Below are 13,425 nucleotides of genomic sequence, written 5' to 3'. Positions count from 1 at the left end.
GTTTATTAAAGTCCATAGATCAGGATACGGCTTTTTTTAGGTGCGCCAGGCCATACCGGCGACTTCATTCCGTTTGCAATGGCGATGTACTGTTTTCCATTCACGGCATAAGAGATAATGCCGCCGCCGGTGGGCAGACCGGTTGAAGTTTTCCAGAGCATCTTCCCGTTTTGGGCGTCGAAAGCATAGAAATCTCCATTTTGTGCAGCACTGAATACAAGGCCGCCGGCGGTAGGAGTTACGCCTGCCAGTACAGGGGCAGGCGCTTTGAATTTCCATTTCACCGTTCCATCTTTGGCATTAAAAGCGGTAAGCCAGCCTTTTGCTTCTGAGGGGGGATCAAAAATATATCTTCCTCCCAGCCAGATACCTCCTGGTTGAGGCGCCATTCTTGCTGAATCCAAAGGGGGCATTATTCCCTTAACTCCCCAATCAACAGCGCCTACATAAATACAGTCGAGCTCGGGGGAGTAAGCAGCACCGTTCCATTCAGACCCTCCCAATACGCCGGGTTTAAAATAGGTATATTGCTCTCTTGATAATTCGATATCGGTATTTACGCGGGTGGTGGTTGGAACGGCATACATATACAGGAGGGCATCTTCGATATTTTGCCCGGCGCCTGGTTCATTCTTTACGCCGGCTCTGTCAATGACGGAAAGCAACCCATCTTTATTGGCTGAAGCAATGATCTTCCTTCCGGATTTTGTTGTGATCAATACCGGAGCGGTAGACACATCCCAGTCATGCAGGTCTTTTCGCACCAGTTGCACATAGCCCAGCAGCTTTCCTGTTTTAGTATCCAATGCAATAACGCAATTGCTATATAAATTATCTCCTTCCCGCACTTTCACATCAAAATCAGGCGCCGGGTTCCCGGAAGGGACATAGAGCACTCCGTTTTCCGTATCCAATGAAAAGCTGGTCCAGAAAGCGCCGCCGGATATAGGGATGCCCTTAGCCGCTGCAGGCCAGCTTGCCCGTGCCGGCCCGGTTTCCGGTACTGCATTGAATGTCCAGATCACATGTCCGTCGCTTACATCCAGCGCATATACATGACCGGTGATGCCTGAATTATCGCCACCGGCATGCCCGATGAAAACCATCCCGTTCCATGCGATTGGCGCCATGGGTGTGGTAATGCCCGGAGCAGCGTCGGGCACTTTAATATCCCAGCGTTGCTTTCCATCAGCGGCATTCAATGCGTAAACGTGTGCATCGCCGGAACCCCTGAATAATTTATTTTCATAAAATGCAACGCCACGGTTTACCCTCAGCTCGCTTTGTTCTTTCAAGGGCCGGGCCGATTTCCATTTTAATTTTCCGGTTGCAGCGTTAATGGCATAGGTTGTTGTATCGGTAGTAAAATACATAACCCCATCCACTACAATTGGGCCGGTTTGCAGGCTGCTGATATCCCTGCCAAGGTCAAAACTATGCAGGAGCCGGAGTTGTTTGACATTCGCTGTTGTAATTTGTTTTAATGGCGAATAACGTTCTCCGTTATAAGTCCTGTTATAAGCAGGCCAGTTTTCCGGTGAGTCCTGGTTTTGTGAAAAAATGGTCCCTGGAACCAACTCTACAAACAGGAAAAAAGCGAGGCCAACTTTTACATTGAACACGTTGATGCTTTTCATTGTAAGTTGTTTTATTGTAAGATTGTTTTTATTTTCCCAATCCCATTTGATTCATATAAGTTTGATTGTCCCAGAACAATGATTCTTCGATCATCAAGCCATTTTTCCAGTGACCAACTGTACACATAGGGATCTTGAATGATTTGCCTGTTGGCTGAATGAATTTCCCATTTCCCAAGGGCATCGGCTTGGTAAATGTGCCCTCCATAACCCCGGTAACACAGGTCCATTCCCCTGTAGCATTCCCAAAGCGGATGGGGTGCACTTTAATTCTTGTATCGGGGGCATACACAAACATGGTGATCATGTCTTCAATATGCTTGGCAAGTCCGTTCGTATGATGACCATCCGGCCAGTTTACAATAATATCATTTGAATGGGTTTCATGAAAACGGGCCCACTGCTGCCCTGTGAAGACGACATAGTCCAGGGTGTCGAATTTTGTCAGGTGACTTTCCAGGGTGTCTGATGACATTGTTTTCAAAATGTTTTGCATGGAATCAATTTTTGCCTGCATTTCTTTTGAATTGCCGTTCATATTTGAACAGCCTGCCAATATGCCGGTAAGCACTACTGTCGATAACAGGATAATGGTCTTGATTGAGGGAATTGTTCTCATGGTTATTTAGGTTTAAGGGTTTTTAAAATATGTATGTTATGGTTATTGTGCGAGATAGCCGCCGTCGATATTGTAATATGAACCGGTGACAAAAGATGCTTTATCTGAATTCAGCCAAAGGGCCAGTTCAGCTACTTCTTCTGATGTGCCGAGTCTTCCCATCGGGTGAAGACCAACCAATGCATCCATTTGCGTCTTGGTCAATGAATTGGTCAGTAAAGGGGTGGTAATATATCCCGGCCCGATTGCATTGATCCGGATTCGCTGGTCTGCGTATTCCAGCGCGGCCGATTCGGTAAGTCCTACCACACCATGTTTTGCAGCTACATAAGCGGCTGATCCCCTGGTACCTACCTTGCCCAGTATGGATGCCATATTTACAATGCTGCCGCCACCTGAGGCGAGTATGGCGGGGATTTGGTAACGAAGCCCGTAAAATACGCCGGAGAGGTTGATGGCAATCACTTTGTCCCAACCATCAATCGGGTATTCACCCACAGGTGCCAACGGCCCGCCGATCCCGGCATTGTTTACGGCGATGTGCAGGGCTCCAAATGTTTTAACTGCTTCGTCTACAATATGTTTGCTGTCACCCGCTTTGGAAGTGTCTGCTTTTACGAAAATAGCCTGCCCACCCCGGGTTTTTATAGCCGCCACGGTTTCTTGTCCGCCTGCCTCGGCAATATCTGAAACAACTATTTTCGCACCTTCCGCTGCATACAGTAAAGCAATAGCCTTACCGATACCAGAACCTGCCCCGGTAATCAGGGCTATTTTGCTTGCTAATGATTTCATAGTTTAACTATTAATCCAGAAATGAATTTGCAGATGATTCTTTGTCATAGTTAAGCTACGAACAACATAAAACAGGGAATTACACTTTTGAGAAAATAAATTATGATTTTTTGCGTAAATGGAGTTAGCATACCGGCCGAACACTCACCACGCTCCCTGGCTTACCATCGCAGTAGTTTTTTGATATGGCCCGTGGGTGGTACGGAAAGTTATTCTTATTGATTCAGGAAATCAACCTTTTCATTTCCGCCCTGAATTCAGAAGGAGTCTGACCGGATTTCTTTTTGAACACATTGGTAAAATAAGTATTCTCATTGTAGCCAACTTCCAGACCAATCTCTGAAATGGATTTTTCGGTGTTGATCAGCAGGTTCTTTGCCTCGATCAGTTTTCTGAGCTCTATTATTTCAATGACGCTCCTTTGAAGGATATTATGACAGATATTGTTGAGATTTCTCGCTGACATAAACAACTTGTCCGCATAGAATTTGACGCCTACATGCTCGTGATAATGACTTTCAAGCAGGATGAGAAATTGTTTGAACGTTTCGTTTTCTTTTGTTACAATACCTTTCTCCTGTTCTATGTTCTTTTTTTCAGATTCTATGATGGCAAAAAGAGCGGCGAGTAGATGACGGATAACGGTGAAATTTGATTTTTCATGTCGTGTTTCGTCAACGATCATTTCCAGGAGAGCAAAGATATGCTTGGCTGTAACGGCCATTGAAATTTGAAAGTTAGCGTGATCATGGTAATATGAATACAGCCGGAAAGTGGTTTGGGGAATAAAATCACTTTGAAACTTTAAGGCCCATATATTACATTTTCCATTTACCAGGCGGGGCTGCACCGCGTGCATCTTACCACTAGCCACAAAACTAACAAAGGGAGATTTGAGACTGACCTTTTTATAGTCAATAAAATGTTCCACATCCCCTTCAACGCCGATAATTAATTCTTCGTAATCATGATTATGGGGATAATTTTTATTGCTGTCAATTGTAGACAAATCAATGTCCGATTCTGTTAACTGGAATATTGAAAATGGCTGATTCATTGTTACTAAAGATAGCAAAAAAAATTTTTGTATTGAACCCCGTAATTGTTGAAAATGTCCGGCGCAACAGTTTGTATTCGATTATGTTGACCACTCTGTTACGATTCTAACGATTTAACCACAATCATCTTACCTCCTAATGGCTGTCATACATCCTGTAGTTCTGTATCTATAGTTTTACAAAAAAATATGGAAAAGATTCTGCTGGGCATTAACGCTGTAAATCCAGATAAAAATGCCATCGAATTTGCCTGCTATCTTGCACGGTTAACAAAGTCTAAAACCACTGGAATATTTCTTGAAAATATTGTTGCACAACATGAATTTTCGCTGAAAGAAATACCAGGCACTCCCTACCGGGAATGGCATGCAGATGAAAGGCCTTCCGAATATAGAACACGGGCAGAGGTGATAGAAAAAAATATTACTCTTTTCAAGCAGAAATGTATAGGAGAAAGAATTACATGCCGGGTACATAGAGACAGAGGTGTACCGGCTGACGAATTGATTGAAGAAAGCAGATTTGCAGATTTGCTTGTCGTTGACGCCGATACTTCATTCAATAAACGGTATGAAGGCAGCCCAACGGAATTTGTAAAAGATATTTTGCAAAAGGCGGAATGCCCTGTGGTGATAGCCCCGGAAAGTTTTGACGGAATCAATGAGGTTATCTTTACATATAACGGCTCTGCCTCATCTGTGTTTGCTATCAAACAATTTACGTATCTCTTACCGCAATTGAATGAAATAAAAGTATCGATAGTGCAAGTCAATGAATCCGGTAAGTGGGAAGACCAGGACAAGTATATATTTTCCGAATGGTTAAAAGATCATTATAGCAATCTGCATTTCGAAGCATTAAAAGGAGATACCACCACGGCTTTGTTTGATTATCTACTCAGGAGAAAAGATATTTTCGTGGTAATGGGAGCCTATGGCAGGAATACCTTATCGAATTTTTTTAAACACAGCCAGGCCGATCTTTTAATAAAAGGGATATCTCAGGCCATCTTTATCGCACATCATTAATGGTTGATATTTTCTTTAAAATAAGCTGGGAGTATGAAAAAAATTATTGTTGCATTTGATGGTCTGAGATTCTCAGAAAGTGTAAGAGATTATGCTATTGAGCTTGCTAATCAAAGTAATGCGCACCTCGTTGGTGTATTTTTAGATGATTTTATGCATCATAGCTACAAAATACAAAACCTCATTACAGAGAATAAGAATTACCATGCCAAACAAAAGGAATTGGAAACAAAGGATGTGGCAACCAGAAAGGAGGCTGTAAAAAATTTCGAGATTGCCTGTCAGGAAGCAGGTTTGCAATATAATGTACATCATGATCGGAACGTAGCTATACAGGAGCTATTGCGTGAAAGTATTTACGCTGACTTGCTAATGATAGATAACACTGAGACTTTAACAGCTTATACCGAAAAGATTCCCAGTGAATTTATTGGAGACCTGCTCAGTCGAACTAAGTGCCCCGTACTAATGGTTCCTCATCATTTTAAACCAATCGACAAAATTGTATTACTTTATAATGGAGATCCATCGTCTGTTTATGCCATAAAAATGTTCAGTTATATATTATCATCGTTAAAAGAGCATCCGACTGAAGTCGTCAGTGTAAAAGGGGAAAATGAAAGCTCGCATTTGCCAAACAATGCATTAATGAAAGAGTTTATGAAACGCCATTTTCCTGAAGTATCTTATACCATTCTGAAGGGCTCAGCTGAAACTGAAATTCGAAACTATCTAAAACGAACCGGCAATTATTCCCTTGTGATACTAGGAGCCTATGGTAGGGGAATGATAAGCAATTGGCTACGACCCAGTATGGCCGATATGATAATGAAAGAATTACAAATCCCTTTATTTATTGCTCATGCCAAATAGTAAGTAAAACAATTGCTGTTTATTTTTATAGTAACCGGCCTTACTAAGCATGTTTCTTTTCAATCTCAAAACTTATTTTGGCAGTGATCCGGTAGTCTACAATTTTATTCTTGTCAACACTTGCACTATGATCCTGAATATAAATAGACCGGATATTATCTAATGTCTTACCTGCTTCAGTAATTGCTTTTTGTGCGGCATCTTCCCAACTTTTATTGGAGTTAGCCATTACTTCAATAACTTTTAAGATTGTCATATAATTTCTTTTTAAGAATGAATGAAAATTGTACAAGACAAGATAGTGCTGATTTTCAGATAAAGTCGATGATAAATATCATCCCATTGAGTAATTGGTATCAGGAAGTATATTCAGTTTTTTTTTATTTTATGCATACTGATCAGGGTCAGTATTTCATGTAATAGCCATCATTAAGGAAAAGAGATCAGTAAAATACATTTGTTGCGATGTTGGAACAATAAATATTTATTCATCTTAATTTTTTAAAATTATGAAAACTGATATCCAAATTCAAAAAGATGTAATGGATGAATTGAAATGGGATCCGTCTCTCAATTCAACCGAGATTGGCGTAACAGTTAAGAACGGCATTGTAACTCTTTCCGGTCAGGTCAACAGTTACACAAAAAAAGTAGCTGCTGAAAAAGATGCCAAAAAGATTTCAGGGGTAAAAGCGATAGCTGAAGACATTCAATTGCATGTTTTTCCTTCATTTCAAAAATCTGATTCGGAAATTGCAGAAGCAGTGCTGAATGCATTGAAATGGAACTCTAGTGTACAAGAAGAAAAAATAAAAATAAAAGTAGAAGATGGAAATGTTCAGCTGGAAGGTGAGGTAGAGTGGGAGTATCAGCGTACAAGTATAAAATCTGCGATTGAAAATTTGACTGGCGTAAAATCAGTTATGAACCTGATAACAATAAAACCGAAGTTTACAGCTTCTGATGTTCACCAAAAAATAATAGCAGCGCTCCATAGAAGCGCCACTATTGATGCCGAAAATATAATTGTGCAGACTATTGGCAGTCAGGTTGTTCTTAGTGGAAGAGTTCGTTCATTTGCCGAAAAAGAAGATGCAGAACTCGCTGCGTGGAAAGCCCCCGGCGTTACCAGTGTGGAGAATGAGCTGCAGATTTAAAAAAGTTATAAAGTTTTACTTGAATGATGCGGCAGATGGTAACAAATAAGAACCGTAACGGGAAATTGGCTGATATATTTCATCAAATGGCCGGCTGCTATCGTTATTTAGGACCAGAACAACAATTTCGTGCAGCAGCTTATGAAAATGCGTCGAGAACTTTACAGGGTTTGAAAAATGACATAAGCACATATGCTACCGATGTGAAGTCGTTGAGTAGGTTGAGCAACATTGGCAGCAGTATAGCAGCAAAGATCATTGAATACCTGGGAACCGGAAAGATCATGGTCTTCGAAAAGGTAAGAAGAAAAGTCCCTGAAAACTTGCTGGCGTTGATGAATATATCAGGTTTGGGGCCCGCTACGATAAAATTGCTCCATGAACAATTCCATATAAATAATCAAGAAGATTTGATTTCTGCTATTGAGTCTGGAAAATTGAAAGGCGCGAAAGGGTTTGGCGAAAAGAAAATAGAAAACCTGATGAGAAGCCTGAAACTATTTAAAGCTGAACAAAATAGAATGCTGCTGTCTGCCGCATTAGAAATAGGAACCGAATTACTTAAAATGATCCGAAAAATAAATGGAATAATAATGGCTGATCTGGCAGGGAGCCTGAGGCGAAAAAAAGAAACGATAGGTGATATAGATATTGTTATTTGTGCGCAAAAACAGGATTGGAGAAGAATTATAAATAAAATCAAGAAGATTGAACAGGTTGACAGAATACTGGTAAGTGGCGATACGAAACTAAGTTTTTTGTTGACGCAGGGGCACATACAGGTAGACATAAGACTTGTACAGGTTGAAGAGCATGGGGCAGCCCTTATGTATTTTACAGGCTCCAGAGCGCATACCCTTAAGTTGCGGCTATTGGCAAAGGAGAAGGGTTGGAAACTCAATGAATATGGGTTATTTGATGTAAAAACCGGTGAAAAGCTAGCGGGTGAAACCGAACAGGAAATCTATGAACGGCTAGGGATGCAATATATTTCCCCCGAATTAAGGGAGGGAAAGGATGAAATTGAACTGGCAAGCGAGCGCAAACTACCAGGTTTGATTAGATCAGTTTTGTAGAGCTGCTATTGCTGTTGAACCTGAAGAAAACAGGAAAATTTTCTATATTATTTATGGGCGATAAAAACCGGGGTTTGGTGTTCTTTTACTGTTTCTGCAATAAAGCTCTTATGAAACAAGCGATATAAAGCTGATCGTCCGAAAGAGCCACTTACCAGAATTGCACCCTTTTTTTCACTCAGCCATGTATTAAAGTATTTTTTGGGATCTGATTCGAATTTGAGCAAATTAAGGTTATCAAAATGCCGGGCAGTCAGTTCCCCTACATTCAGCTCATCTGGCAATGGTATATTTATACTATCATCCGCACAAATCAGTGTTGTTTCATTGGATGTCAATTCCGGCAAAAGATAAGAGAATTGTTTTATGGCATATACAGAAGATTTGCCTCCATCATAAGCCAGAATATTGCAGCTTGGGAATTCAAATTCATTCGGAAGAAGAATTACCGGACATTCAATAGCATGCAGGGTTTCTTCCAGGTATTCATTCGGCTCATTTTTTATGTCCCAATAAAAGGATTCACTGCAGATGATCAGGAGATCCGCAAACCGGGATTCTTTTATTAATTCCGGAATAGCAAAATCTAAATAATCTTTATGTATCCTGTATTCTATGCCATGATCAATGCAAAAATATTCAAAACGATTGATGTTCTTTTGTATCACTTCCTTATCGTTATCTCTGATCTGGGAAAGAAATTCCTGACCGGATGCGCCAGTCCCAAAATACATCCACAAATTAGCAATACTTGTTTGTGGCAAAAATGCACCTGCAATCAATATTGGGTTCTTTTCATTTAATTTAGCAGCAAATGAAAGAGCGGAATCTGAATAGTTCGTCCCATAAAATGCTATTAATATCTTTCTCATATTAGGATGTTGATTTGAACTATAAAACTATCACTTAAGGGACCAATAAAAACTGATAATATGCAGCTTTCCGGCTAATCTTCGTCACCTGATAACTACTCCCGCCAAGATTTCTCTCATTAGCTGAAAATGTTCCTGAGAATAATCAAAGATTATACTGATGCCAGTCAGGGTTTACGGGAATGGCTGGTGTTAGTTTTGTTTTCTTAAACTGCATATTATGACTCCGGTTTTGTTACCAGCATTAAACGAAGTAAAGGGAGCGATATATTATCGCCCTGCCGTGTCAATTATTTTACCTTTTGAGCCAAAAATGAGTATGAAATCTGAATTAATACATTCATTGAAGCTTGCTTCAGGTAAAGTGGAACAGGAGTTAAAGAACAACTACCCTGTATGGGTGGTTGAGTTAATGATGGATAAACTGACAACTCTGGTGTCAAATCTGAATTTCAGTACACAAAAAAAAAGCATTGCCATTTATGTATCGCCTGTGTTTGAGAAGGTATTGTACCTGGATATACCCGTTTTACAAAAAGTGGTTATAAACGATTCCTTTGAAATCCGCGATCTGGTGTACAGTAAAAAGCAGTTGCGCCAATACCTTGTTTTGATCCTCAGCGGCAAGCAAAGCAAGATATTTTTAGGCAAAGCCGATACACTTGTCAAAATTGTTGCAGACGCTCCCGATTCAGCATACGCCTATATAAATGACATCCCTGAAAAAGTGGCTAATTTTTCAGATACCTCCAGCCGTAAAGAAATAGTAATGGATAAGTTCCTCCATCATATTGATAATACACTGGATCTGATACTCAATACCTACCGGCTGCCTCTTTTCCTGTTAGGCCCTAAAAGAATATTAGGACATTTTAAAAGCTTTACCAGGCACTCGAAGGCTGTTATTGAATATATACATGGAAATTATGAAGACACCCCGGTACAAGAACTGCCCGAGACGCTCAAACCATATATAAAAGATTGGGAAAAAGTAGTACAAAAGAACCTGTTGAATCAGTTGGAAGACGCTGCTGGCAAAAAGAAATTAGGCATTGGAATAAGAGAAGTATGGAAGGATGCCAGGGGCCGGAATGGCCGCCTGCTTGTTGTTGAAAAAGATTATATGTGTGGATCGCAACGTAGCAGCAATAAAGGGGCCATCTATATGCCATCTAAGCCCTATAATAAATTTTCCACTATAAGAGATGCAGTGGATGATGTAATACAAACAGTACTTGAAAATGGCGGAGATGTGGAGTTTGTAGATAACGAACTGTTGAAAGAATACCATCATATTGCACTGATTAAATTCTATTAATTATGAGAACAATTATTGCCCCTACCGATTTTTCACCCGTCTCACTCAATGCAGTGGATTATGCAGCTGATATGGCATGCATGCTTGGTGCCCGTCTAACACTATTTCACGTCTACGCAATTCCAGTGCCGGTAGGTGAAGTGCCTATGCCGGCCTTTAGTATTGAACTATTGGAAGCAGACGCAGAACAGAAAATTGAAAAGCTCAAAGAAAAACTATTGGCTCGAACAGGCGATAGAATAATTATTCACAACGAAATAAAAGCCGGAGATGTGCTTTTCAGGTTAACAGAGTATTGCGCTACAGTTAAGCCGTATGCTGTGGTAATGGGGGCAGAGACCGCCAGTGGAATCGAGCGGTTTTTATTTGGAGGAAAAACAACAGGCGCCCTGGATCGGGTGCAATGGCCTTTGACGATTGTACCACCTTTGACAAAATTCAAAAATATCCGGAAAATAGGACTTGCCTGCGATTTTAGAGAGGTTATAGAATCCGTACGGGTAAAAGAGATTCGTGAATTAGTTGAAGAATTTAAAGCAGAACTGCATGTATTACATGTAAGTGAAGAGCCCAGGAATGCTTTCAGCTCAGAGACAATAGAAGAATCTGGTCTGTTGCAGGAAATGCTAGGCGAAATGCACCCCAAGTATCATTTTATCAAGAATCCGGTCGCGGAACAAGGTATTATTGAATTTGCCGAAAAGAACAAACTGGATTTACTCATCATCATTCCAAAAAAACATAGCCTTATCAGTAAAATATTTCATTACAGCCATTCAAAACAGATCGTGCTTCATGCGCATATTCCTGTTATGGCCATTCATGAATAAAATAGCCTGAAAGGAGTTGAAAAAATGAAAATTCTTTTCTATAGTACACAGCGATTTGAACAGCCTTATCTGTTAAAGGCTAATTTTCTCCATAATGATATTTCATTTACAGAAACAGCATTGTCGCTTGATACTACCGATGAATCGATAGGCTATGATGTAATCAGCATTTTTACGTCGGATGACGGCTCTGCAGATGTTTTGAAAAGATTACGGCAAAACGGGATAAAGTTTATTGCTATCCGAGCAGCAGGACATGATAACGTAGATTTGAAGAAAGCGGTTGAATTGGGAATACGAGTGGCGAATGTACCTGAATACTCTCCTTATGCTGTTGCAGAACATGCCCTTGCGCTGATATTATCAATGAACAGAAAAATCATTCTTTCAGACAGGCAGGTACACCTGCATAATTTTACTATTTCCAACCTCATAGGGTTTGATCTGCATAACAAAACTATAGGCATTATCGGAGTAGGTAAAATCGGCAGTGTATTGGTTAAAATATTACATGGATTTGGGTGCCATCTCATGGGGTATGACATCCAGGAGAATGAAAAACTCAAACATCAATATGGGTTGGAATACGTAACTCTTACGAGATTATGCAGTGAATCTAATATCATCAGCATCAATACCTGTCTTACACCCAAGACAAGATATTTGGTCGATAGCAAGCTCATTGCCCTCATGCAACGCGGTGTAATGCTGATTAATACCGGCCGTGGCGGATGCGTGAATACTGCCGATGTTATTGCAGGGTTAGAAAGCGGCCAGATAAGCTACTATGGGGCGGATGTGTATGAAAATGAGAAAGGTATTTTCTTTCATGATCTTTCGGACAAGAAAATGGAAGACCCTTTATTGAAAAAGCTATTGGATATGCCCAATGTACTCATTACTCCACATCAGGCTTTTGCAACAAAAGAAGCATTGAGCAATATTGCATCAACTACCTTTTATAATATCGATTGCTGGGAAAAAGGGAAAACTAATAAGCATGAATTGAGGTCCAAAGTAATTTAATTTTTATGTCATCTATTGTTACTATTACTTTTAGTCCTTGTATTGATAAAAGTGCATCAATTCCCTTTTTAATACCCGATAAAAAACTGCAATGCTCAAAAGTAAAACTTGAGCCGGGCGGCGGAGGTATAAATGTGGCAAGGGCGATAAAGAAAATAGGAGGAAACGCAACCTGTATATTATTGTCAGGCGGCTATACGGGTAAATTTCTTAATCATCTCCTTGAAAAAGAAAGTATTCATACCATTATTATTGAGACCATTAATGAAACCAGAGAAAATTTCATCATAAAAGATGAGCATACGGATAACCAATACCGGTTGGGCATGCCCGCCGGTAAATTAAGCGGAAATGAGTGGAAACAATGTCTTAATGCCTTGAACGAAATAAAAGATGTCGACTTTATTGTTGTAAGCGGGAGTTTACCACCAGGTGTTCCCCTGGGCATTTTTGAACAGTTGACAAAAAATGCTGAAAGAAAAAATGCAAAACTTATTGTTGATATATCCGGGAATGCATTAAAAGAAGCTGTTATTCAGGGTGTTTACCTGATCAAACCAAATTTGGCTGAGCTATCTGCTTTGGTTGGGCTGAGCAGTATTCATATTGATCAGGTTGAAGGAATAGCAAAAAATGTCATTCAGCAGTATAAGTGTGAGATAATTGTAGTGTCACTAGGCAAAGAAGGAGCAATGCTTGTTACGCGAGATGAAATTTATCGAGTATCCCCTCCGAAAGTGAAAGTAAAAAGTACGGTAGGAGCCGGCGACAGCATGGTGGCCGGTATTGTATACAGTCTTACAAAAGGAAGCAACCTGAAGCAGGCATTGCAATACGGCGTAGCTTGTGGTACTGCCGCCACTATGAACCCGGGAACCGGATTGTGTCACAAGGAAGATGCCGATGGGTTATATTTCCTTCTTTCAGAATAATCTATCTATAACTATGACGATACTCATGAATGTTCATGAGTATCGTCATTTGATGCGTGTAGACGGATATATAGTTTGTATTTGTAGCAATTTTAAGTGGCTGGCATTTAATCCTTTATCGAGGCCTCTACCGGGGTGCAATCGGTATAGGATTATTTATGGTAGTTGAGTATTTTAGTAGTGCTTTCACTGTTGCAACACTCA

General features: G+C 40.3%; 14 protein-coding genes. 8 read left to right on the top strand and 6 right to left on the bottom strand.

The window, feature by feature from the left end; genetic code table 11:
* Nucleotides 1–5: 5 nt before the first annotated feature.
* The 4 genes from SEDOR53_RS18105 to SEDOR53_RS0113890 form a co-directional block, all read right to left on the bottom strand.
* A complete protein-coding gene (locus SEDOR53_RS18105) occupies nucleotides 6–1,637 on the bottom strand; it encodes a PQQ-binding-like beta-propeller repeat protein (protein ID WP_051416663.1) in 1,632 nt (543 codons plus the stop codon).
* 28 nt (nucleotides 1,638–1,665) lie between these two features.
* Nucleotides 1,666–2,256 (bottom strand): ester cyclase, encoded by a 591-nt coding sequence (locus SEDOR53_RS0113900; RefSeq protein WP_037361344.1) that lies wholly within the window; start codon nucleotides 2,254–2,256, stop codon nucleotides 1,666–1,668.
* Between the two features lie 42 nt (nucleotides 2,257–2,298).
* Entirely contained in the window at nucleotides 2,299–3,051 is a 753-nt protein-coding gene (locus SEDOR53_RS0113895) for an SDR family NAD(P)-dependent oxidoreductase (protein ID WP_026770266.1), read from the bottom strand.
* Between the two features lie 223 nt (nucleotides 3,052–3,274).
* Nucleotides 3,275–4,126: an AraC family transcriptional regulator gene (locus SEDOR53_RS0113890; RefSeq protein ID WP_198018958.1), complete on the bottom strand. Its 852-nt coding sequence runs from the start codon at nucleotides 4,124–4,126 to the stop codon at nucleotides 3,275–3,277.
* A gap of 171 nt (nucleotides 4,127–4,297) precedes the next feature.
* On the opposite strand from SEDOR53_RS0113890, the gene SEDOR53_RS0113885 reads away from it, so the two are divergent.
* Together SEDOR53_RS0113885 and SEDOR53_RS0113880 are read left to right on the top strand one after the other, a co-directional pair.
* On the top strand, nucleotides 4,298–5,137 hold the full coding sequence (locus SEDOR53_RS0113885; RefSeq protein WP_026770264.1) for a universal stress protein: 840 nt from the start codon (nucleotides 4,298–4,300) through the stop codon (nucleotides 5,135–5,137).
* A 33-nt stretch (nucleotides 5,138–5,170) separates the two neighbouring features.
* Nucleotides 5,171–6,010 carry a universal stress protein gene (locus tag SEDOR53_RS0113880; RefSeq protein ID WP_026770263.1) on the top strand — a complete coding sequence of 280 codons (840 nt, stop codon included), beginning with the start codon at nucleotides 5,171–5,173 and terminating at the stop codon, nucleotides 6,008–6,010.
* 43 nt (nucleotides 6,011–6,053) lie between these two features.
* On the opposite strand, the gene SEDOR53_RS0113875 is transcribed toward SEDOR53_RS0113880, so the two are convergent.
* The gene (locus tag SEDOR53_RS0113875; RefSeq protein ID WP_026770262.1) at nucleotides 6,054–6,266 is read right to left on the bottom strand and encodes a dodecin family protein; all 213 of its coding nucleotides are present in this window, start codon (nucleotides 6,264–6,266) and stop codon (nucleotides 6,054–6,056) included.
* 253 nt (nucleotides 6,267–6,519) lie between these two features.
* Here SEDOR53_RS0113875 and SEDOR53_RS0113870 point away from each other — a divergent pair, with 253 nt between their 5' ends.
* Nucleotides 6,520–7,167 (top strand): BON domain-containing protein, encoded by a 648-nt coding sequence (locus SEDOR53_RS0113870; RefSeq protein WP_026770261.1) that lies wholly within the window; start codon nucleotides 6,520–6,522, stop codon nucleotides 7,165–7,167.
* A 23-nt stretch (nucleotides 7,168–7,190) separates the two neighbouring features.
* A complete protein-coding gene (locus SEDOR53_RS18100) occupies nucleotides 7,191–8,243 on the top strand; it encodes a nucleotidyltransferase domain-containing protein (protein ID WP_051416662.1) in 1,053 nt (350 codons plus the stop codon).
* A 47-nt stretch (nucleotides 8,244–8,290) separates the two neighbouring features.
* Here SEDOR53_RS18100 and SEDOR53_RS0113860 read toward each other — a convergent pair whose 3' ends face one another.
* Nucleotides 8,291–9,115, bottom strand: a complete 825-nt coding sequence (locus SEDOR53_RS0113860; protein WP_026770260.1) for a hypothetical protein — start codon at nucleotides 9,113–9,115, stop codon at nucleotides 8,291–8,293.
* A gap of 319 nt (nucleotides 9,116–9,434) precedes the next feature.
* Between SEDOR53_RS0113860 and SEDOR53_RS0113855 the strand changes: the two genes are divergently transcribed.
* From SEDOR53_RS0113855 to SEDOR53_RS0113840, 4 genes are read left to right on the top strand one after another with little or no spacing between them, the layout of a single operon-like run.
* On the top strand, nucleotides 9,435–10,433 hold the full coding sequence (locus tag SEDOR53_RS0113855; RefSeq protein WP_037361340.1) for a hypothetical protein: 999 nt from the start codon (nucleotides 9,435–9,437) through the stop codon (nucleotides 10,431–10,433).
* A gap of 2 nt (nucleotides 10,434–10,435) precedes the next feature.
* A complete protein-coding gene (locus SEDOR53_RS0113850; protein WP_026770258.1) occupies nucleotides 10,436–11,263 on the top strand; it encodes a universal stress protein in 828 nt (275 codons plus the stop codon).
* Between the two features lie 24 nt (nucleotides 11,264–11,287).
* Nucleotides 11,288–12,289, top strand: coding sequence for a 2-hydroxyacid dehydrogenase (locus SEDOR53_RS0113845; protein WP_026770257.1), 1,002 nt, complete (start codon nucleotides 11,288–11,290; stop codon nucleotides 12,287–12,289).
* A gap of 5 nt (nucleotides 12,290–12,294) precedes the next feature.
* Nucleotides 12,295–13,221: a 1-phosphofructokinase family hexose kinase gene (locus SEDOR53_RS0113840; protein ID WP_026770256.1), complete on the top strand. Its 927-nt coding sequence runs from the start codon at nucleotides 12,295–12,297 to the stop codon at nucleotides 13,219–13,221.
* Nucleotides 13,222–13,425 lie beyond the last annotated feature (204 nt).

The organism is Asinibacterium sp. OR53 (assembly GCF_000515315.1).
Classification (GTDB): domain Bacteria; phylum Bacteroidota; class Bacteroidia; order Chitinophagales; family Chitinophagaceae; genus Sediminibacterium.
This window is presented reverse-complemented; position numbering and strand designations above follow the sequence as displayed.